Annotated in this window: 19 protein-coding genes and 1 riboswitch; of the genes, 9 read left to right on the plus strand and 10 right to left on the minus strand. The window is 66.6% G+C overall.

Annotated elements, in window-relative coordinates:
- Nucleotide 1 precedes the first annotated feature (1 nt).
- Entirely contained in the window at nt 2-814 is an 813-nt protein-coding gene (locus tag ACWA1Q_RS11020) for a DeoR/GlpR family DNA-binding transcription regulator (RefSeq protein WP_463757359.1), read from the minus strand.
- Between the two features lie 100 nt (nt 815-914).
- Here ACWA1Q_RS11020 and galT point away from each other — a divergent pair, with 100 nt between their 5' ends.
- Nucleotides 915-2,036 carry a galactose-1-phosphate uridylyltransferase gene (galT, locus tag ACWA1Q_RS11025; protein WP_463757361.1) on the plus strand — a complete coding sequence of 374 codons (1,122 nt, stop codon included), beginning with the start codon at nt 915-917 and terminating at the stop codon, nt 2,034-2,036.
- Complete coding sequence (gene galK / locus ACWA1Q_RS11030; RefSeq protein WP_463757362.1) at nt 2,033-3,193, plus strand: galactokinase; 1,161 nt, start codon at nt 2,033-2,035, stop codon at nt 3,191-3,193. Before galT ends, galK begins: the two co-directional genes overlap by 4 nt.
- Nucleotides 3,194-3,197: 4 nt before the next feature.
- On the opposite strand, the gene ACWA1Q_RS11035 is transcribed toward galK, so the two are convergent.
- From ACWA1Q_RS11035 to glyA, 3 genes are all read right to left on the minus strand, one after another.
- The gene (locus ACWA1Q_RS11035) at nt 3,198-3,683 is read right to left on the minus strand and encodes a YbaK/EbsC family protein (protein WP_463757364.1); all 486 of its coding nucleotides are present in this window, start codon (nt 3,681-3,683) and stop codon (nt 3,198-3,200) included.
- A 154-nt stretch (nt 3,684-3,837) separates the two neighbouring features.
- On the minus strand, nt 3,838-4,719 hold the full coding sequence (locus tag ACWA1Q_RS11040) for a bifunctional methylenetetrahydrofolate dehydrogenase/methenyltetrahydrofolate cyclohydrolase (protein WP_463757365.1): 882 nt from the start codon (nt 4,717-4,719) through the stop codon (nt 3,838-3,840).
- Nucleotides 4,716-5,987 (minus strand): serine hydroxymethyltransferase, encoded by a 1,272-nt coding sequence (glyA, locus tag ACWA1Q_RS11045; protein WP_463757367.1) that lies wholly within the window; start codon nt 5,985-5,987, stop codon nt 4,716-4,718. The genes ACWA1Q_RS11040 and glyA overlap by 4 nt, the downstream gene beginning before the upstream one ends.
- Before the next feature lie 42 nt (nt 5,988-6,029).
- Nucleotides 6,030-6,133, minus strand: a riboswitch (ZMP/ZTP riboswitch).
- Nucleotides 6,134-6,240: 107 nt separating this feature from the next.
- Between glyA and ACWA1Q_RS11050 the strand changes: the two genes are divergently transcribed.
- The 7 genes from ACWA1Q_RS11050 (at nt 6,241) to nagA (ending at nt 13,399) form a co-directional block, all read left to right on the plus strand.
- The gene (locus tag ACWA1Q_RS11050) at nt 6,241-7,770 is read left to right on the plus strand and encodes a beta-N-acetylhexosaminidase (protein WP_463757368.1); all 1,530 of its coding nucleotides are present in this window, start codon (nt 6,241-6,243) and stop codon (nt 7,768-7,770) included.
- Nucleotides 7,771-7,846: 76 nt separating this feature from the next.
- On the plus strand, nt 7,847-8,743 hold the full coding sequence (locus ACWA1Q_RS11055) for an SIS domain-containing protein (protein ID WP_463757370.1): 897 nt from the start codon (nt 7,847-7,849) through the stop codon (nt 8,741-8,743).
- Nucleotides 8,740-9,687: an ROK family protein gene (locus ACWA1Q_RS11060; RefSeq protein ID WP_463757371.1), complete on the plus strand. Its 948-nt coding sequence runs from the start codon at nt 8,740-8,742 to the stop codon at nt 9,685-9,687. Before ACWA1Q_RS11055 ends, ACWA1Q_RS11060 begins: the two co-directional genes overlap by 4 nt.
- Nucleotides 9,684-10,601, plus strand: coding sequence for a 1-phosphofructokinase family hexose kinase (locus tag ACWA1Q_RS11065; RefSeq protein WP_463757373.1), 918 nt, complete (start codon nt 9,684-9,686; stop codon nt 10,599-10,601). Before ACWA1Q_RS11060 ends, ACWA1Q_RS11065 begins: the two co-directional genes overlap by 4 nt.
- Before the next feature lie 10 nt (nt 10,602-10,611).
- Nucleotides 10,612-11,454 (plus strand): class II fructose-bisphosphate aldolase, encoded by an 843-nt coding sequence (locus ACWA1Q_RS11070; RefSeq protein ID WP_463757375.1) that lies wholly within the window; start codon nt 10,612-10,614, stop codon nt 11,452-11,454.
- Entirely contained in the window at nt 11,451-12,239 is a 789-nt protein-coding gene (locus ACWA1Q_RS11075) for a DeoR/GlpR family DNA-binding transcription regulator (RefSeq protein WP_463757377.1), read from the plus strand. Before ACWA1Q_RS11070 ends, ACWA1Q_RS11075 begins: the two co-directional genes overlap by 4 nt.
- The gene (gene nagA, locus ACWA1Q_RS11080) at nt 12,236-13,399 is read left to right on the plus strand and encodes an N-acetylglucosamine-6-phosphate deacetylase (RefSeq protein WP_463757378.1); all 1,164 of its coding nucleotides are present in this window, start codon (nt 12,236-12,238) and stop codon (nt 13,397-13,399) included. Before ACWA1Q_RS11075 ends, nagA begins: the two co-directional genes overlap by 4 nt.
- Nucleotides 13,400-13,403: 4 nt before the next feature.
- Here nagA and mnhG read toward each other — a convergent pair whose 3' ends face one another.
- From mnhG to ACWA1Q_RS11110, 6 genes are read right to left on the minus strand one after another with little or no spacing between them, the layout of a single operon-like run.
- Nucleotides 13,404-13,802, minus strand: a complete 399-nt coding sequence (mnhG, locus tag ACWA1Q_RS11085; protein WP_463757380.1) for a monovalent cation/H(+) antiporter subunit G — start codon at nt 13,800-13,802, stop codon at nt 13,404-13,406.
- Nucleotides 13,799-14,062 carry an MrpF/PhaF family protein gene (locus ACWA1Q_RS11090; RefSeq protein ID WP_463757382.1) on the minus strand — a complete coding sequence of 88 codons (264 nt, stop codon included), beginning with the start codon at nt 14,060-14,062 and terminating at the stop codon, nt 13,799-13,801. Before ACWA1Q_RS11090 ends, mnhG begins: the two co-directional genes overlap by 4 nt.
- On the minus strand, nt 14,062-14,646 hold the full coding sequence (locus ACWA1Q_RS11095) for a Na+/H+ antiporter subunit E (RefSeq protein WP_463757384.1): 585 nt from the start codon (nt 14,644-14,646) through the stop codon (nt 14,062-14,064). Before ACWA1Q_RS11095 ends, ACWA1Q_RS11090 begins: the two co-directional genes overlap by 1 nt.
- On the minus strand, nt 14,643-16,205 hold the full coding sequence (locus ACWA1Q_RS11100; RefSeq protein ID WP_463757387.1) for a Na+/H+ antiporter subunit D: 1,563 nt from the start codon (nt 16,203-16,205) through the stop codon (nt 14,643-14,645). Before ACWA1Q_RS11100 ends, ACWA1Q_RS11095 begins: the two co-directional genes overlap by 4 nt.
- Nucleotides 16,202-16,678: an NADH-quinone oxidoreductase subunit K gene (locus ACWA1Q_RS11105; protein ID WP_463757390.1), complete on the minus strand. Its 477-nt coding sequence runs from the start codon at nt 16,676-16,678 to the stop codon at nt 16,202-16,204. The genes ACWA1Q_RS11100 and ACWA1Q_RS11105 overlap by 4 nt, the downstream gene beginning before the upstream one ends.
- The gene (locus tag ACWA1Q_RS11110; protein ID WP_463757391.1) at nt 16,675-19,596 is read right to left on the minus strand and encodes a Na+/H+ antiporter subunit A; all 2,922 of its coding nucleotides are present in this window, start codon (nt 19,594-19,596) and stop codon (nt 16,675-16,677) included. Before ACWA1Q_RS11110 ends, ACWA1Q_RS11105 begins: the two co-directional genes overlap by 4 nt.
- Nucleotides 19,597-19,600: the final 4 nt, after the last annotated feature.

Consider the following 19,600-nt stretch of genomic DNA (forward strand, 5'->3'; position numbering starts at 1 on the left):
ATTACGCGGTGAGGACCTCGACGCCGGCCGCCGACAGCTCGGCGACCAGCGCCGGGTCCGCACCGTCGTTCGTCACCAGCAGATCGACCCTGTCGAGCGGGGCAATCGTGCCGAGGCTGACCCGGCCGAGCTTCGACGCGTCTGCGACGATGATCACGCGCTCCGCCGCCGCGGCCATGAGCTGCTTCACCTCGGCCTCGGGCAGGTTCACGTTCGTCACACCGCCGGCGACATCGACGCCGTTGCAGCCCAGGATGGCGACATCGGCATGCACCTGCTCGAGAACGGCTCGCGCGAGCGGCTGCACGAGCGAGTGCTGCAGCGGCCGAAGAGCTCCGCCGGTGACGATCACCGTGAAGCGCGGGATCTCCGATTCCAGCTCGAGCGCGATGTGCAGGCCATTGGTGATGATGACGAGGTCCTCGAGGTCAGCACGCTCCTTGAGCGCCTGCGCAACGGCGAGCGTAGTCGTACCGACATCGAGCAGAATGCTCTGGCCGGATGCCACGAGCGACGCCGCCAGCCGGCCGATCGCTTTCTTGCCCGAGGCGGATGCCTCGAGCGATTCCTCGAAACTGGACTCGCGAACGCGCGCCTCGCGTGGCATCCCTCCCCCGTGCACCCGGCGGAGAACTCCGTCGTCGTCGAGGGCCGCGAGGTCGCTGCGCACTGTGACCTCACTGACCGCGAATTCGTCGGCGAGTTCGGCGACCCGCACGAAGCCCCGTCGAGTGACGAACTCTGTCATGCGCTGGCGTCGGACAACCGCGGGAACGGCATCCTCACCCGCTGAGGGTCGTTTCGACAAAGCCATGGCCACATCTTCATTTACTTTCATTTGGTTGTCAATGGAGCGGGTGCGATCTAGAATTGGTTTCGTAATCGAAAGCTCTTGCCGGAAAGGCGACCCCCGCATGTCTTCCATCACCTCCCAGTCGGATGTGCTCGCCGACGGCCGCGAGATCATCTATTTCGATGACGCCGACTCCACCCTCGGCCCCGAACGTTCCGCAGACTCCCGTAACCTCCCCGACCGGCCGGCCACGGCATCCATGCGCCAGGACCCACTCACCGGCGAGTGGATCTCGATCGCCTCAGCACGTCAGAGCCGCGCGTTCCTGCCGCCGGCGCACCTCGACCCCCTCGCGCCGCAGAGCCCGACGAACCCGTCGGAGGTGCCGAGCAACTACGACGTCGCCGTCTTCGAGAACCGTTCGCCGTCGTTCGGGCCGCTGCTCGAAGACGACAATGCTCCCCGCGGCCTCGACGACCTCACCGAGATCGGCCTCGGCCGCACCCGCACCTCGGTCGGGCGATGCGAAGTGGTGTGCTTCAGCCCGGAACACGAGGGCTCGTTCGGCTCGCTCAGCCGCTCCCGCGCCCGCACGGTGATCGAAGCGTGGGCGTCGCGGACCGAAGCCCTGTCCTCCCTGCCCGGCATCGAGCAGGTCTTCCCGTTCGAGAACCGCGGTGTGGAGATCGGCGTGACGCTGCATCATCCGCACGGGCAGATCTATTCGTACCCGTACGTGACGCCACGCACCCAGCGGTTGCTGGCATCCGTCGAGAACTATGGCCCGACGCTCTTCGCCGACATCCTCGCGAGCGAACAGGACGGCGAGCGCGTCGTCCTGCGCGGCGAGCACTGGACCGCATTCGTGCCGTTCGCGGCGCGCTGGCCGATCGAGGTGCACCTGCTTCCGCACCGCCACGTGCCTGACTTCGCCGGAACCACGGACGAGGAGCGCGACGAACTGTCGGTGCTGTACCTGCGGCTGCTTCGCGGAATCGATGCGCTCTACGAAGCGCCGACACCGTACATCGCCGCGTGGCACCAGGCGCCGGTCTCGATCGGTCGCGACGACATCCGCCTGATGCTGCAGTTGACGTCGCCGCGCCGCGCCGCGGACAAGCTGAAGTACCTCGCCGGGTCAGAAGCAGCGATGGGGGCATGGATCGGCGATATCCCACCCGAGCAGACCGCAGAACGAGTGCGTGAGGCCATCGCCCGCGCCGACCAGGAGAACCCCGTATGAGCCAGTTGAGCAGCAGTGCCCGTGCCGGGTTCACCGAACGATTCCAGCGCGAACCCGCCGGGGTCTGGCGCGCTCCCGGCCGCGTCAACCTCATCGGTGAGCACACCGACTACAACGACGGTTTCGTCTTTCCGTTCGCGATCGACCGCTCGACCGTTGTGGCGCTCGCGCCACGCGAGGACCGCACGATCCAGATCACGACGGCGCACACCGATGACATCGTCCGGATCAGCCTCGACGAGGTCACCCCGGATGCCGTCTCCGGCTGGTCCGCGTATCCCCTCGGTGTCGTGTGGGCGCTCGGTGAGTTCGGCGCCGATCTGTCCGCGGCGACGGGCTTCGACGCACACATCGAATCGAACGTTCCGATCGGTGCCGGCCTGTCATCGTCGGCGGCCATCGAGTGCGCCGTCTCCGCTGCCCTCACCGAGGTGTGGCAGCTCGACCTCAACCGGGAGACCCTCGCCCGCGTCGGGCAGCTGGCCGAGAACAGAGCGGTCGGTGCGCCGACGGGCATCATGGACCAGTCGGCATCCCTGCTCGGCAAAAAGGACGCCGCGGTCTTCCTTGACTGCCGCAGCCTCGACGCCGAAGTGATCCCGCTCGGCTTCGAAGCCGCCGGGCTCGTGCTCCTCATCATCAACACCCACGTCTCGCACGCCCACGCCACCGGCGGCTACGCCGACCGTCGCGCGTCGTGCGAGCGCGGCGCCCACGCGATGGGGGTCCAATCGCTGCGGGACCTCGACGTCGATGACCTGGCGCGTGCTCGCGAGGTCCTCGATGACGAGACGTTCCGTCGCATCCGCCACATCCTCACTGAGAACCAGCGTGTTCTCGACACCGTGCGCACGTTGCGACTCGAGGGCCCTGAGGCGATCGGCGACCTGCTCACCGCGTCGCACGCCTCGATGCGCGACGACTTCGAGATCTCGGTTGCCGAACTCGATGTCGCCGTCGACACCGCTCTCACGGCCGGTGCCATCGGCGCCCGGATGACCGGCGGAGGTTTCGGTGGAGCGGCGATCGCTCTCGTGCGTCGAGCCGACCAGGCGGCGGTATCGGATGCCGTCCTCGCGGCATTCGACGAGCGCGGTTTCGAGAAGCCGGACCTGTTCACAGTGACCGCCGCCGACGGAGCCTCCCGGGTCGACTGACGCGTCAGCTCCCGCCCGGCTCGACCGCGGTCGGTGCTCCTCCGGTGAGGCGCACGAGTTCGTCGAACGTCGTCGGGAACACGGTGTGCGGATGCCCCGCAGCGGCCCACACTTCCGGGTACGCGGCGAGCGCGGTATCGACGTAGGTGCGGACGGGGGCGGGATGACCGACGGGGGCGACCCCGCCGATCACCTGCCCCGTCGCAGACCGGACCGTCGCGGCATCCGCTCGTTTCAGTCTGCCGCCGAGCTGCTCGCCCAGCCAGGCCGTGTCGACGCGGTGGGCGCCGGAGGTGAGCACGAGGACCGGTTCGCCATCGAGGGTGAAGATGAGTGAGTTGGCGATCGCTCCGACGTCGACGCCGAGGGCTTCTGCGGCGTGGGCAGCCGTGGGGGTGGCGTCGTCGAACCAGCGCACGTCGCCGCCGATCCCGCCTGCCTTCAGTTCTGAGACGACACGATCGACGGACGGGTGACGGGTCTCGGTCATGCCCGGAATCCTAGTGACCCCACTCCAAATTCAGGAGATCCGGGGCGACACACCGTACGGGAGCGCTCTCACGCCGGCGTGTCGCGCGAATCTCCTGAATTTGGTGGCTTCTCCTGAATTTGGTGAGTTTGCCTGATGTGGTGAGGGCAGGGCTTTACGGGTTCAGTCGCTCCGCCGTGTCGACCACGTTGGTGAGCAGCTGCACGCGGGTCATCGGCCCGATCCCGCCGGGGTTCGGTGAGATCCACCCGGCAACCTCGGCAGCAGCGGGGTCGACGTCGCCGACGACGCGGCTCTTGCCGGTCTCCGGATCGGTCTCCCGGCTGACGCCGACATCGAGCACGACAGCGCCAGGCTTCACAGCGGACGCCTTCACGATTCCGGGAACACCGGCAGCAGCCACGATCACGTCGGCGCTGCGGAGCAGGTCGTCGAGTCCGACGGTGCCCGTGTGCGTGAGCGTCACCGTCGCGTTGAACTCGCGGCGGGTGAGCAGCGGTCCGATCGCGCGGCCGACCGTGACACCGCGGCCGACGACGACGACGTGCTTACCGCTGAGCTCGATGCCGTGGCGCTGCATCAGTTCGATCGCGCCACGCGGCGTGCACGGCAACGGCGTGTGGATCGGCCGGTTGACGTTGAGGATGAGCCGCCCGAGGTTCGTCGGGTGCAGGCCGTCCGCGTCCTTCTCCGGGTCGACCCGCTCGAGGATCGCGTCCGTGTCGAGATGGGCGGGCAACGGCAGCTGCACGATGTAGCCGGTGCAGGCCGGATCCGCGTTGAGTTCGTCGAGGACCGCTTCGAGCTCTTCCTGGCTGATCGACTCGGGCAGGTCACGGCGGATCGACTCAATGCCGACCTCGGCGCAATCCTTGTGCTTGCCGGCGACGTACCACTGCGAACCGGGGTCAGAACCGACGAGAACCGTGCCGAGGCCGGGGACGATCCCTCGCTCGCGCAGTGCTGTGACGCGCTCTGTGAGCTCGGACTTGATGACGGATGCAACGGCCTTGCCGTCGAGGATCTCCGCGGTCACTGGGAGAGGCCGGGGTACAGCGGGAACCGGTCGGTGAGCGACTTCACGCGCGCACGGAGACCCTGGATGTCGGCGCCAGGCTTGAGCGCGGTCGCGATGACGTCGGCAACCTCGGTGAACTCGACGTCGTCGAAGCCTCGGGTGGCGAGCGCAGGGGTACCGATGCGGAGCCCCGAGGTGACCATCGGTGGGCGAGGGTCGAACGGAACCGAGTTGCGGTTCACCGTGATCCCGACTTCGTGGAGGGCATCCTCGGCCTGCTGGCCGTTGATCTCGGAGTTACGGAGGTCGGCGAGCACGAGGTGCACGTCGGTGCCGCCGGTGAGCACGTCGACGCCTGCTGCCCGGGAGTCGTCAGCTGTGAGCCGCTCGGCGAGGATGTGGGCGCCACGAAGAGTGCGCTCCTGACGGTCCTTGAACTCAGGCTGCGAAGCGAGCAGGAACGCCGTGGCCTTCGCCGCGATGACGTGCATGAGCGGTCCGCCCTGCTGGCCAGGGAACACGTTCGAGTTGAGCTTCTTGGCGAGCTCCATGTCACGGCTGAGGATGATGCCCGAGCGCGGGCCGGCGAGCGTCTTGTGCACCGTCGACGAGACGACATCCGCGAACGGGATGGGAGACGGGTGGAGTCCGGCCGCGACGAGTCCGGCGAAGTGCGCCATGTCGACCCAGAGCTTGGCACCGACCTCGTCGGCGATGGCGCGGAACGCGGCGAAGTCGAGCTGGCGCGGGTAGGCAGACCAGCCGGCGATGATGACCTGCGGCTTGTGCTCGAGCGCCTTCTCGCGCACGACGTTCATGTCGACGAGGAAGGTCTCGGGGTCGACGCCGTAGGAGACGGCGTTGTACAGCTTGCCCGAGAAGTTGAGCTTCATGCCGTGGGTGAGGTGTCCACCGTGCGCGAGTTCGAGGCCGAGGATCGTGTCGCCCGGTGTCGCGATCGCGGAGAGAACGGCGGCATTGGCGGTGGCACCGGAGTGCGGCTGAACGTTGGCGTACGCGGCGCCGAACAGGCTCTTCGCCCGCTCGATCGCGAGCGACTCGGCGATGTCGACGTACTCGCAGCCGCCGTAGTACCGGCGGCCCGGGTAGCCCTCGGCGTACTTGTTGGTGAGAACGCTGCCCTGCGACTGCAGAACTGAGACGGGAACGAAGTTCTCACTCGCGATCATTTCGAGGTAGTCGCGCTGACGACCGAGTTCCTGCTCGAGGACGGCGGCGATTTCGGGGTCGACCTCGGAGAGAGGCGCATTGAATGTTGACGACAAAACTGGCTCCTTAAGACAGCGGCGGACAAATTTCAGGTAATCCGTATCAACCCAGGCGTTCGGCCGAATCCGTGTCAGTCGCTCCCCGATGGTGACCATCCGAGGCGGAATTACCTTCCGCCTGCACGCCAGTTACGACAGACCGATCATAGCAGCGGAGCCGGTCGAGGCCAGCGTGACCGTGAGTAAACCCCCTCCGCACCGGCGGTGCTTCCGTGCTTGGATGGGGCGTAACCCGACCGAGGAAGTTCGTATGAGTCCCACCCGCATCATCCCGCAGCCCACCGAACAGCGCATCGCCAGCAGTGCCGCGCCATTCACCCTGATCGTGTCGTCACGGATTCTGGCGACGGATGCCGCGGCATCCGTCGCCGGTTATCTGGCGGGGATCCTGCGGCCATCCACCGGCTATCCGCTGCCCGTGGTGAGCCCGGTCGACGGCGACGTTGCCGGGCCCGCTGACATCGCGCTGCACCTCGACCTCGCCGACAGCGCGAACCTCGGCGCGGAGGGGTACACCCTCATCACGTCGGAAGCCGGCGTGTCGATCACCGCCGCCACCCCTGCTGGACTGTTCTACGGTGTCCAGTCGTTCCGCCAGTTGCTCCCACCCGAGGTCGAGAAGCACTCGGTCCAGAGCGTGGCCTGGCAGGCGACATCGGCAACGGTGACCGACCGGCCGCGCTTCGCCTGGCGCGGGGCGATGCTCGACGTCGCGAGGCATTTCTTCGACGTCGCAGCCGTCGAGCACTACATCGACAAGATCGTGCTGTTCAAGATCAATACCCTGCACCTGCACCTCACCGACGACCAGGGCTGGCGCATCTCGATCGACGGCAGAGAAGAGCTGACCGGGGTCGGAGCATCGACCGCCGTCGGCGGTGGCCCCGGCGGTTTCTACACCGACGAGGACTTCGCGAGCATCGTGCGCTACGCCGCCGACCGGTTCGTGACGATCGTTCCCGAGATCGATGTTCCCGGCCACACCCAGGCGGCGATCGCCGCCTACCCCGAGATCGGCCTTCAGGGTTCGTCGACGGCCGTGTACACCGGTATGGAGGTCGGCTTCTCGAGCCTCGATGTGCACGCGGATGCCACGTGGCAGTTCCTCGACGACGTCTTTGGTTCCGTGGCATCCCAGACCCCCGGGCCCTACCTGCACATCGGCGGCGACGAGTCGCACACCACTCCCCCCGAAGAGTTCCCCGAGTTCATCGCCCGCGCCACAGCCCTCGTCGCCTCGCACGGGAAGATCCCGATCGCGTGGCACGAAGCAGGCCGATCCGAAAACCTCGCAGCGGGGACGATCGGCCAGTACTGGGGCTACGCCACTCCCGAGGACAACCACGCTCAACTGGCCGCTTCTTTCGTCGAGCAGGGCGGTTCGCTCATTCTCTCCCCCGCCGACGTCGCCTACCTCGACATCACCTACGACGAATCGACGCCCATCGGGCAGGCCTGGGCCGGCGGCCCGACGAGCGTGCAATCGGCGTACGAGTGGGAGCCCACCGACGTGCTGCCCGGGGTGCCGGAGGACCGGATGCTCGGCGTCGAAGCACCGCTGTGGACCGAAACGGTCGTCACGAGTGCAGACATCGATTACCTGGCCTTCCCGCGGCTCGCTGCCGTCGCCGAGATCGGCTGGTCCAACAAGGAGAACCGCACCTGGGCGGATTTCTCGACTCGGCTCGCCCTCTGGGACCCGCGCTTCACCGCGCTGGGCATCGCCGCCCACCGTGACCAATCCGCCTCGGCTGGTCTTCCACCTGAAACTCTGGAATGATCGAAACTGCTCGATTGAGCAGTCGAGCAATCAGGATCAATCACCCGGCCGCACGGCGGCCCAACCGGCAGGAGCGTTGTCGATGACCACAGCAGGCGCATGGATGAACGAAGAACTTCGAAGCCAGCCCGAGGTCTGGGCACGGGCAGCCGACCTGACGGCGGAACGTGCGGTGTTGCCCGCGCCCGGCGAACGCGTCGCCGTCGTTGGATGCGGAACGAGCTGGTTCATGGCACAGTCCTACGCGGCTCTCCGCGAGGAATCCGGTCAGGGACAGACAGACGCGTTCGCGGCATCCGAAGCATTCCTCGACCGTGATTACGACGCTGTGATCGCGATCACCCGGTCGGGAACGACCTCGGAAGTCCTCGAGCTGCTCACCGGGCTCAAGGGAAAAACCCGCACGATCGGTATCGTCGGAGACCTGAGCAGCCCCCTCGTCGATCTCGCCGACGACATCGTCGGGCTGCCGTTCGCCGACGAGCGAAGTGTCGTGCAGACCCGGTTCGCCACGACGGCACTGACGTTCCTCCGCGCGTCGACCGGAGAGGACGTGTCCGCGTCCATCCGCGACGCTGAAACAGCGCTCACCGAGGATCTCAGCGACGAACTGCTCTCCGCAGAACAGGTCACCTTCCTCGGCCGCGGCTGGAGCGTGGGCATCGCCCACGAGGCGGCACTCAAGATGCGCGAATCGTGCCAGGCGTGGACGGAGTCGTATCCCGCCATGGAATACCGTCACGGACCGCTCGCGATCGCCGCGCCCGGTCGTGCCGTCTGGATGTTCGGGGATGCCCCATCCGGCCTCGCGGGAGACGTCGCCGCCACCGGTGCCCACTTCGAGGACTCGGCCCTCGACCCTCTCGCCGACCTCGTCCGGGCACACCGCGTCGCCCTCGACCGTTCGCTGCGCGCCGGCCTCAACCCCGACTCCCCGCGCAACCTGAGCCGCTCCGTCATCCTCGACGCATGACCCCGACCGGAATCCTCGGCGCCGGTTCGCCCGTCCTCGCCTTCGACGTCGGTGGGACGGACACCAAAGCCGGACTCTTCGACTCCGACGGCACCCTCCGCGAGGTCGTCCGGGTACCGACGCCGTACAGCACCGATGGCAGCGGCGATGCGGTTCTTGCCCAGCTGATCGTCCTCGCGCAGGGATTCGCAACGCGGCATCCTGACCTCGAACCGGCCGCAGCAGGACTCATCGTTCCCGGCCTCGTCGACGATGAGACCGGAACGGGCGTATACGCCGAGAACCTCGGCTGGCGAGACGTGCCGTTCCGTGATGCGGCGAGCGCGGCGCTGGGCCTGCCGGTCGCTTTCACCCATGACGTTCGCGCGGCCGGGACAGCCGAGTACCGGCTCGGCGCCGCTGGCCGCTACGGCAACGTGCTCGTCGTGGTCATCGGAACCGGGATCGCGAGTGCCATCTTTCTCGACGGCGTGCCGTATTCGGCCTCCGGGTATGCCGGGGAGATCGGACACGCGGTCATCGAGCCCGGTGGAATCGCGTGTGCGTGTGGCGGGAACGGATGCCTCGAAGCCATCGCTTCCGCCGGTGCCATCACCCGGCAGTACAACGCCTCAGCCCCGGTTCCCGTCGCTGGTGCACGTGAGGTCCTCGCCCGTGCCCGGGCGGGAGACGACATCGCCGTCTCGGTCTGGAACACCGCGACGGATGCTCTCGGCCTCGCTCTCTCGTCGGTCGTGGCCCTGCTCGCCCCTGAGGCCATCGTTCTCGGCGGCGGGCTCGCTCAGGCCGGAGCCGACCTGTTCGAACCGGTCGAGCGGCGCCTGAATTCCCTCCTCACCTTCCACCGACGCCCCGTGCTCCTGCCCGCGACGGTCGGGGAAAACGCCGGCCTCGTCGGTGCAGCGCTCGGCGCCCGCGAACGTCTCTCAGGACCGACTCCATGATTCTCACCGTGACCGCGAACCCCGCGCTCGACAGCACCATCACACTGGACGAACTCGATGTCGGCGAAAGCCACCGCGTGACACCAGCGGTCACGCGCGCCGGAGGCAAAGGGATCAATGTCGCCAGGGTCCTTCTGCAACAGGGGTACGACACGCTCGCCGTCGCCCCGGTTGGGAGCGACGACCTCGACGAGTTCGAGCGTGACCTCGGCCGAATCCCCGCCCTCCTCGTGCCCGTCCCCGGACCGGCCAGACGATCGACCGCGATCGTCGAGAGCGAGGCGGGGCGCACAACGGTGCTCAACGAATCGGGCCGCCCGGTTCCCGCGGAGACCTGGAAGCGGGTAGCGGATGCCGTCCGCTCAAGACTCGACGAAACCCACTGTCTCGTCGTAGCCGGGAGCGTCCCGCCTGGTTCCCCGAACTCGCTCGTCGCCGACCTTGTCCGCCTCGCGACCGATGCGAACATCCCAAGCATTGCCGACGCCTCCGGTGCTTACCTCCTCAGTGCCGCTGCCGCTGGCGCCACGCTGCTGAAACCGAACCGACGCGAGCTCGCCGAGGCCACCGGGGAGGCGGATCCGCTCGCCGGCGCCCGCGCACTCCAGCGGGTGGGTGCGAGCCTCATCCTCGTCTCACTCGGCGAGGACGGCATGATGGCCGTACCTCGCGAAGGCCCCGTCCTCTACGCACGACTCGACGCGGTGCTGCCGGGAAATCCGACCGGAGCAGGTGATGCGGCCGTCGCGGGCGCGGCATCCCTCCTCGCGGCGGGTGAACGCGACATCCGGAGGATCCTGTCCCGCGCGTGCGCCTGGGGTGCAGCAGCCGTTCTGGAACCCCAGGCCGGCAGTGTGCACCCCGATTGCGATGCGATCGAACGCCGCCTGACCATCACCGTAGAAACCAGCTGATCGAGGACTCATGCCACTCACGCCAACAGGGAACCTGATTCGCAGCGCGCAGTCAGCTCAGGCCGGGATCGGTGCCTTCAACGTCCTTTCGCTGGAGACCGCGGAAGGTATCGTCTCCGCGGCGGAGTCCGCCGGGTTACCGGTGATCCTGCAGATCTCCGAGAATTGCGTGCGCTCCCACGGCAGCCTTGTGCCGCTCGCCGCCGCGACGCTCGCCCTGGCCCATTCGTCCACTGTCGATGTCGCTGTCCACCTCGACCACGCGACAGACGAGTCCCTCGCCCTGGCCGCCATCGATCTCGGTTTCACGTCGGTCATGTACGACGGCGCCACCCTTGACTATGCAGACAATGTCGCTGCCACCCGCCGCGTCGTCGACGCCGCTCACTCCGCCGGGATCTCCGTCGAGGCCGAACTCGGGGAGATCGGCGGCAAGGACGGCGCGCATGCCCCCGGTGTGCGGACCGATCCGGCTGACGCCGCCGCATTCGTCGCGGCGACCGGGGTCGACGCTCTCGCTGTCGCGGTCGGCTCATCACACGCCATGGCGGAACGGACGGCACGGCTCGACCTCGACCTCATCGGGCGAATCCGCGACGCCATCACGGTTCCGCTCGTCTTGCACGGCTCGAGCGGCGTGCCCGACGACGAGATCCGGCACGCGATCCGGGCGGGAATGACGAAGATCAATGTCTCCACCCATATCAACGGTCATTTCACCCGCGCGGTCCGCGCCGCCCTCGACGCCGATCCGGGCCTTGTCGATTCCCGGCGCTATCTCTCCGCGGGTCGCGACGCGCTTGCCATCGAGGCGGAGCGGCTGCTCCGGCTCTTCGCCGGGAGCGAGGAGTGAACCGCTCAGAACGTCTCACCGCGATCCTCGATTTGCTGGCGGAACATGGCCGGGTCGACGTCGATGACCTGGTGGGCCGGCTGGGGATCTCGCCGGCAACCGCGAGACGTGACCTCGACTCGCTCGCCCAGCAGCAGCTGCTGGCGAGGACTCGCGGCGGCGCCGTCGCGCACTCCGTCTCCTACGACCTCCCCCGCCGGTACCGGCAGGATCAGGCCACCTCGCCGAAGGAACGAATCGCGCGGGCGGCGAGCGCGCTCATTCCCCTGGGTGCCGTCGTCGGTCTGTGCGGTGGAACCACGTCGACGGCGATCGCGAGTCTCCTGACGTCTCGCGCAGACCTGACCGAACCGTCCCCGGCGACGAGCCTCACCATCGTGACCAACGCGGTGAACATCGCCGCTCAGCTCGCCGTGAGGCCCCAGTTCAAGGTCGTCGTCACGGGTGGGGTCGTGCACCCGCGCTCGTACGAACTCGTCGGGCCGTACAGCGACCTCATGCTGCGCGAGGTGACGCTCGATCTCGCGTTTCTCGGTGTGAATGGCATCGATCCGGACATCGGAGCCACCGTCCACGATGAGGGCGAAGCACGCATCAACCGGCTCATGGCAACCCGCGCCGATCACGCAATCGTCGTCGCCGAATCGTCGAAAATCGGACAGCGGGCGTTCGCGACGGTGGGCGATGCCGAAACGTTCAGCACACTGATCACCGACGAAGGGATCACCGCCGCGCAGACCCGAGCTTTCGCCGAGGCGGGCATCGACGTTATCGTGGCGACGTGACTCCTCCCCCCAACAGCACTGACCTCGTCCTTCATTCGGCCCGTGTCGTCTCCGGCGGGGAGGAGATCGCGGACGGATACGTCGCGTTCTCCGGCGGGGTCATTACTGCCACAGGCACGGGAGACGACTGGCAGTCCCTGCACGCGGCGGACGTTGTCGACACAGCAGGCGCCATTCTCGTTCCCGGCTTCATCGACATCCACGGCCACGGCGGCGGCGGATGCTCCTTCGATGGCGACGCCGAAAGCATCCGCACCGCTCTTGCCGTCCACCGGGCACACGGCACCACCCGCTCCGTCCTGTCACTCGTCACCGGAACCATCGACGACCTCGTGCGCCGTGTGGCGCTCATCGCGGACCTGGCGGACGCCGATCCGACCATCCTCGGCTCGCACCTCGAGGGTCCGTTCCTCGACGTCGGGCACAAGGGTGCACATGACCCGTCCCTCCTCCGCGCCCCTGACCCGATCTCGATCGACCGGTTGATCGCCTCAGGGCGCGGATCGATCCGGCAGGTCACCCTCGCGCCTGAGTTGCCAGGCGGCATGGACGCCATCCGGCAGTTCACGTCAGCCGGGGTCGCCGTTGCGGTCGGTCACACCGACGTCGATTTCGAGGGCGCTGAACGCGCGTTCGACGCGGGTGCCAGCATCCTGACCCATGCTTTCAACGCGATGAACGGCATTCATCACCGGAACCCAGGACCGATCGCAGCGGCGACGTCATCGGCGTCCGTCATCCTCGAAATCATCAACGACGGAGTGCACGTACACCCCGACGTGGTGCGGATCGCGTTCGGTGCGGCCCCCGGGCGCATCGCCCTCGTGACGGATGCCATGGCAGCCGCCGGTTCATCGGAAGGCAGGTACCGGCTCGGTTCGCTCGACGTCGATGTCGTCGACGGCGTCGCCAGGCTGGCGGGTGGAGGTTCGATCGCCGGTTCGACCCTCACGCAGGACGCTGCGCTCCGCCGTGCGGTTCTCGAGGTCGGGGTCACCCTTCCGGTCGCCGTGACCGCACTCACCGAGACCCCGGCCCGCGCGATCGGCCGGTCAGCAGACCTCGGGAGACTGGAGCCTGGTTTCGCGGCGGACGCGGTACTGCTCGACGGTTCGTTGACGCCGAGCGCCGTCTGGGCGGCCGGAGCCCGGGTCTGTTAGTCGCTCAGCGCTCGTCGGCGTCTGCCTGGTCGTTGGCCGCGCCTGACTCGCTCTGCTCGACTCGGTCGACCCTGACCGACAGTTCGTCCTTGATCATCAGATCGTGACGCAGGTGATCGGAACGATACGCCGCGCGCGCGACCATGTGCGCTGTGATGGGCGCCGTCAGCCCCTGGAAGATGATGATGGCGGTCAGGAGGGCGAACGTTCCGATTCTCGGGTTATTCACCGCGATCGCCGCAGCGACCGCCATCAGACCGAGGATCTGAGGTTTGGTCGCGGCATGCAGACGCGAGAGCACATCAGGGAAACGGATGAGCCCGACGCCGGCAGCAAAACACATGAGAGCCGACAGGAGGATGAGGGCGACGGTGATCGCCTCACGAATCGCTTCACCGGTCATGTCTGGTCCTGCTTTGCCATGAAGCGCGCGAAGCTCACCGAACCGAGAAAGGCGAACGCCGCGAGCACGAGAAGCACCGGAAGTGTCTCGGTGTGGTGATTCAGAGCCATCTCGGCGGCGAGCACACACATGATCGTCACGACAAAGACGTCGGTGGCGATAACGCGGTCGAGCAGACTCGGCCCCGTGACCACCCGGTACAGGGCGGTGACCGCGCCGGCGCTGAAGAGCACGCCGGCGATGATGATCGCGATACCCATCAGTTCCTCCCCCGCCGCAGTGACCGTGTCAACTCGTTCGGTTGCTGAACGCGCCACACGTCGTCTTTCGATCCAATCGCCATGACGAGCCGTCTTTCGGTGGCGAACACTTTGGAGCGAACCGTCTCGAGGTCCTCCTCCGTCCTCACGTTGATGACGTGCACGTAGAGAACCGACTCCTGCCTGTCGACATCGACGACGATCGATCCGGGGACGAGCGAGATCGCCTCGGCCGTGAACGTCATGATCAGGTCGGACCGGGTGTCGAGGGCGATGGCGAGCACTGCACTGGACGGTCTGAAACGCGGGTTGATGACGAGCCAGGCGACTTCGAGCGACGCGGAGACGATATCGATGACGAGCTTCACGAAGAACACGACCGTGTACCAAACGTTGACCCTGCCGCTGAGATCGATGGCGGGAAGGTAGAAGAGCAGCGAGATACCCACCGCGAGCAGGATGCCGGTCGTCACGCTGAGTACAGTGAACTGCCCCCATACCAGGCACCAGAGTGCGACGAGTCCGAGAAGCAGGACGATCTGGCTGCGTATGGAGATACGGTCAGCACCGGACTCGGGACTCATTGCACACCTCCGGGGAAGACGGCGTCGACATAGGTGGACGGTGATTCGAAGTCCGACGCCGTCCGGCTGGCGAGATCGAACAAAGGGCCTGCGAAAATGGTGAGCGCGACGGTGAGGGCCACCATGCCGGTGGTCGCCGTGAGCATGAGCTTGGGGACGCTCTTCGTCCGGACGGTCCCGCCCTGGTCTTCCGGGCCCTCGCTGAGCGAATCGAGCAGCGGCGATGAGTATCCCTCGACCTCACCGCTCGGCCGCCAGAACACCATGTTCCACACTCTCACGAGCGAGTACAACGTGAGAAGCGAGGTCGCAACTCCCGCCGCGATGAGCACGTACGCCATCGGAGACCCGAGGGCGACGCCGGCGTCGAACAGTCCGATCTTGCCGAGGAAACCGGAGAACGGCGGGAGTCCACCGAGATTCATGGCGCCGATGAAGAAGAGAACCGACACGAACGGGGATGCGCGGAGCATGCCGCCAAGACGGTTGATTGACGTCGTCCCGCCGACCCGCTCGACGAGGCCCGTGGCGAGGAACAACGTCGTCTGCACGATGATGTGGTGGATGATGTAGAAGATCGTCGCAGCGAGTGCGGCCTGGCTGCCGATCGCGATCCCGAAGATCATGTAGCCGATATGGCTGACGAGGGTGAATGACAACAGTCGCTTGATGTCGGCTTGAGCGAGTGCGCCGAGAATACCGACAATCAGGGTGAGCAGCGCGATCACCATCAGCGGCATATCGATGTCCACGTCTGTGAACATCACCGTGTCGGTGCGGATGATCGCGTAGACACCCACCTTCGTGAGGAGGCCGGCGAAGACCGCGGTGACCGGTGCTGGCGCGGTCGGATAGGAGTCGGGTAGCCAGAACGACATCGGGAACACTGCCGCCTTGATACAGAATGCGACGAGCAGGGCGATGCAGAGAATCATCTGCACGTCTGCAGGCAGGTCTCGGACCCGTTCCGCGACGAGCGCCATCGTCACGGTGCCTGTCGCCCCGTAGATGAAAGCGATAGCGGCGAGAAAGAGGATCGACGAGGTCAGGCTGACGATGATGTAAGTGACACCGGCGCGGATCCTGGCGCCGGTTCCTGCCAGCGTCAGGAGCACATAACTCGCCGAGAGCAGCATCTCGAAACCCACATACAGGTTGAACAGGTCGCCGGCGATGAAGGCGTCGAACAGGCCAGCCGCGAGCACGAGGTAGGTCGGGTGGAAGATGGAGACGGGTGTTTCACGGTCGCCGTCCGCGATTCCCTGCCCAGTCGCGAAGACGAGAACGCCGAGCAGCATGAGCGCGGCGATGAGAACCATGATGACGGCAAGCCGGTCGGCGACGAGCACGATGCCGAATGGGGCGTCCCAGCCGCCGACGTCGACGACAACGGGACCTTCCTGGTCAACGTGAACGAGCAGGAAGGCGCTCATGACGCTGACGGCTGTCAGGGTGAGCGCGCTGATGGCGACCTGCGCGCGCCGATAGGCACCGAGCACGAGAGCGGCGGCGGCTCCCAGGAGGGGAAGAAGCACGAGGAGGGGAACGATGGCACTCATCGGTTTTCCTCCAGTCCGTGATTGGGTTCCTCTGGGCGTTCATCACTGTCTGCGAGCAACTTCTTGACGGCCGCGTCGTCGTGGTCTACCGGATCGAACGCGGCATCCGTCGTGTGCTCGGTCTCTCCGACATGCTGGTCGGGGACAACATCGCCCTGGTCGCCGAGCTGAGCGAGCCACCAGGAGCGATAGATCAACGCGAGGACGAACGCGGTGATTCCGAAGTTGATCACGATCGCCGTAAGCATGAGGACCTGGGGAACCGGGTCCGCCATGCCGTCATCTGCGGCTGTACCCGTGACGATGGGTGCCGTTCCGGCGGGCCCTGAGACGATCAGGATCAACAGGTTGGTGGCGTTACCGACGAGCATGAATCCGATGAGCACCCGGGTGAGGCTGCGCTCCAGCATCACAGTGATGCCGACGGCGTAGAGAACCGCCATCAGAATGATGAGGGTGGCTGAGGCGGTCATCGTGCTGCCTCGCTCTCGGAGAAGTCGTCCTGTGATTCCTCGGCGAGGTCGGCCTCTTCCTGTTGGCGATCGATCTCGGCGCCGAGGCTTCGGAGAATGTCGAGAACAAGGCCAACGACCACGAGATACACACCGATGTCGAAGATCGTCGACGTTCCGAAGGACAGATGGCCGAGGAATGGGACATCGGCCTCGAAGTAAGCGGACGTCAGCGCCTCAGCTCCGAACAGGAGCGAAGCGGCCGCAGCCCCCGCGGCGAGCACGATGCCCGCGCCGAGGATCTTTCCGGCGTCGACCGGAATTGCCTCGGCGAGTTCGTAGCGACCTCCGGCGAGGTAACGGGCCACAAGAGCGAGTCCGGCGAGGAGCCCTCCGGCGAAACCGCCACCGGGCTGGTTGTGCCCGACGAAGAGGAAGTACACCGAGACGAGGATCGCGGGGTGGAAGAGCAGCCGCACAAGGACCTCGAGCAGGACCGATCGGTGATCGGGAGCGAGGGTGCGCCCCGCGAGCAGCCAGCTCATCCGGCTCGAGCTGGGCTCGGGGCCTGGAGCCAGCGGGTCGACGAGGACCCGCCTGCGGTTCTCACGCTTCCGCTGCTCTCGCGAGCCGCGGAGCCGTGGAATCGGGCCGGCGCGGCCGGTGACGAAGAGCAGGCTCGCGATGCCGGTCGCGACGACGACGAGGACCGAGATCTCGCCCATGGTGTCCCAGGCCCGGATGTCGACGAGCACCGCGTTGACGATGTTGAGGCCGTGTGCCTCTTCGGAGGCGAGCCTCGGCCATTCCTTGCCGATGCTTTCTTCCTGGCGTGCACCAAGGGCGATCACCGCGACCACGGCCATGGTCGCGCCGACGGCGATGCCGACGGTGGCCCGGAGCAGTCGTTTGACCGGCTTGTTCCGCTGGGCGATCTTGGTCGGCAGGCGACGGAGGACGAGAACGAACACCACGAGGGTGACCATCTCGATCAACGCCTGGGTCAACGCGAGGTCAGGGGCACCGTGCAGGGCGAAGATCGCGACCATGCCGAATCCGGTGATTCCGACGAGCAGCACGGCGCTCATCCTCTGCCTGGCCTGCCCCGCCATGATGGCGGCGATCGCGATGGCGACCGCGATGAACACCTGTTCCGGGTAGTCCCAGGGGCGGATGCTGTCCGGCCAGGACCGGTTCAGGGAGCTCGCGACCCCCAGGGTGAGCACGTACACGATGAGGATCGTGCCCAGGTACTGGGGCAGTCCACCCTGCTGCGCGAAGATCGTCGTGCGGGCGGCCAGCCGGTCGACGAGACGAACGCTGAGCCAGTAGGTCCGTGAGGCGTCCATGGTCGCCGGGAGGGCGTCCTGGAATTTGGCGACCCGCGCACGCTGCCAGAACAGAACGAGACCGAGTGCGATGACGAGGGCAGACAGCCCGAGTGCCGGTTCGAAGCCGTGCCAGAGGGCAAGGTGGTAGTCGCCAGGGCCAGGCATCGTCTCGGCGTACGGCCGGAGAGCGGGGTCGACAAGCGTGCTCGCTCCGAGCCCCAGCAGAATCGTTGCTGCGCTCAGGACGCCGGGGGCGATGAGAATTCCCCAGCCATCGGCGTGCAGTTTCGTGGGTTCGACGTTCTTCCTCGTCGCGAACGCGCCCCAGAAGAAGCGGGCGCTGTACGCGACGGTGAGGACGGAACCGATGGCTGTGCCGATGAGGGCGATCCATCCCCACGGGTCCCCGGCGAGACCGGCTTCGAGGAACGCGGTGAACACCGCTTCCTTCGCGACGAAGCCCAAGAGCGGCGGGATGCCTGCCATAGACGCGACAGCGACGAGCGAGATCACGGCGAGCATCCTCGATTGCCGGCCGACGGCGGAGAGTTTCCGCCAGTCCCTCGTCCCTGTTCGATGGTCGATGATTCCGACGACGAGGAAGAGCGCCGCCTTGTACATGGCATGGGCAAGGAGCAACGCCGCGCCTGCGAGTGCCGCGTCGTGGCCGCCGAACCCGACGATCACCATCAGGAACCCGAGCTGGCTGACCGTCCCGTACGCGAGGACGAGTTTGAGATCATACTGGCGCAATGAACGCCAGGCTCCGACAAGCATCGCCCAGACGCCGAGCCCGACGAGCACGGGAGTCCAACCGGGTGTGTCCACGTATCCCGGCGCGAATCGCGCGACGAAGTAGATTCCGGCCTTCACCATGGCGGCGGCGTGCAGGTAGGCGCTGACGGGGGTCGGCGCGGCCATCGCAGCGGGAAGCCAGAAGTGGAACGGAACGATCGCAGACTTCGACAGAGCGCCGACGAGCATCAGCAGGATGGCGACGGTGGCCATCGGTCCCTCGAGTCCCTGGTCGACGATCGACGCGATCGACGTCGTCCCTGCTTGAACCGAGATCATCACGACGCCGATAAGCATGATCAGGCCGCCGAAGGTGGTCACGAGCAGAGCCTGAAGGGCGGCGCCCCTGCTCTCCTTACGGTCGACGTAGTGCCCGATGAGCAGGTAGGAGAGCACACTCGTGATCTCCCAGAACATGAACATGACGATGATGTCGTCGGCGGTCACCAGACCATACATGGTGCCGGCGAATGCGAGGAGCAGCCCGGCGAATCGTCCGAGCCCCGGTTCATCGTGGGCGAAGTACCTGGCGCAATAGACCAGGACGAGACCGCCGACGCCCGTCACGATGAGCGCGAGCAGCCAGGCCAGGGTGTCCACCCGGAACGACAGGGCGATGCCCAGTTGCGGAATCCACGGGAGGCTCTCTGTGACCGCTCCCCCGGCGATGACCGCGGGGGTCTGCGTCAGCGTGTACACGAACGTACCGAACGGCAGGAGCGAGAACAGGTAGAAGACCCGGGTCGAGAGCCATCTGGTCAGCAATCCCGTGGCGCACGAAACCACGAAGAAGGCCAGCAGGATGAGCACCATGGAG

Source organism: Mycetocola sp. TRD_SC_2 (genome assembly GCF_055361225.1).

Bases quoted from the DNA above. Each gene is read 5' to 3' on its own strand.
- ACWA1Q_RS11035 (WP_463757364.1), bottom strand. From the start codon at position 3,683: ATGACCGAGACCCGTCACCCGTCCGTCGATCGTGTCGTCTCAGAACTG.
- ACWA1Q_RS11065 (WP_463757373.1), top strand. From the start codon at position 9,684: ATGATTCTCACCGTGACCGCGAACCCCGCGCTCGACAGCACCATCACA.
- ACWA1Q_RS11090 (WP_463757382.1), bottom strand. From the start codon at position 14,062: ATGGGTATCGCGATCATCATCGCCGGCGTGCTCTTCAGCGCCGGCGCG.
- ACWA1Q_RS11100 (WP_463757387.1), bottom strand. From the start codon at position 16,205: ATGAGTGCCATCGTTCCCCTCCTCGTGCTTCTTCCCCTCCTGGGAGCC.
- ACWA1Q_RS11020 (WP_463757359.1), bottom strand. From the start codon at position 814: ATGGCTTTGTCGAAACGACCCTCAGCGGGTGAGGATGCCGTTCCCGCG.
- ACWA1Q_RS11105 (WP_463757390.1), bottom strand. From the start codon at position 16,678: ATGACCGCCTCAGCCACCCTCATCATTCTGATGGCGGTTCTCTACGCC.
- galK (WP_463757362.1), top strand. From the start codon at position 2,033: ATGAGCCAGTTGAGCAGCAGTGCCCGTGCCGGGTTCACCGAACGATTC.
- ACWA1Q_RS11060 (WP_463757371.1), top strand. From the start codon at position 8,740: ATGACCCCGACCGGAATCCTCGGCGCCGGTTCGCCCGTCCTCGCCTTC.
- galT (WP_463757361.1), top strand. From the start codon at position 915: ATGTCTTCCATCACCTCCCAGTCGGATGTGCTCGCCGACGGCCGCGAG.
- ACWA1Q_RS11110 (WP_463757391.1), bottom strand. From the start codon at position 19,596: ATGGTGCTCATCCTGCTGGCCTTCTTCGTGGTTTCGTGCGCCACGGGA.
- mnhG (WP_463757380.1), bottom strand. From the start codon at position 13,802: ATGACCGGTGAAGCGATTCGTGAGGCGATCACCGTCGCCCTCATCCTC.
- ACWA1Q_RS11070 (WP_463757375.1), top strand. From the start codon at position 10,612: ATGCCACTCACGCCAACAGGGAACCTGATTCGCAGCGCGCAGTCAGCT.
- ACWA1Q_RS11050 (WP_463757368.1), top strand. From the start codon at position 6,241: ATGAGTCCCACCCGCATCATCCCGCAGCCCACCGAACAGCGCATCGCC.
- ACWA1Q_RS11095 (WP_463757384.1), bottom strand. From the start codon at position 14,646: ATGAGTCCCGAGTCCGGTGCTGACCGTATCTCCATACGCAGCCAGATC.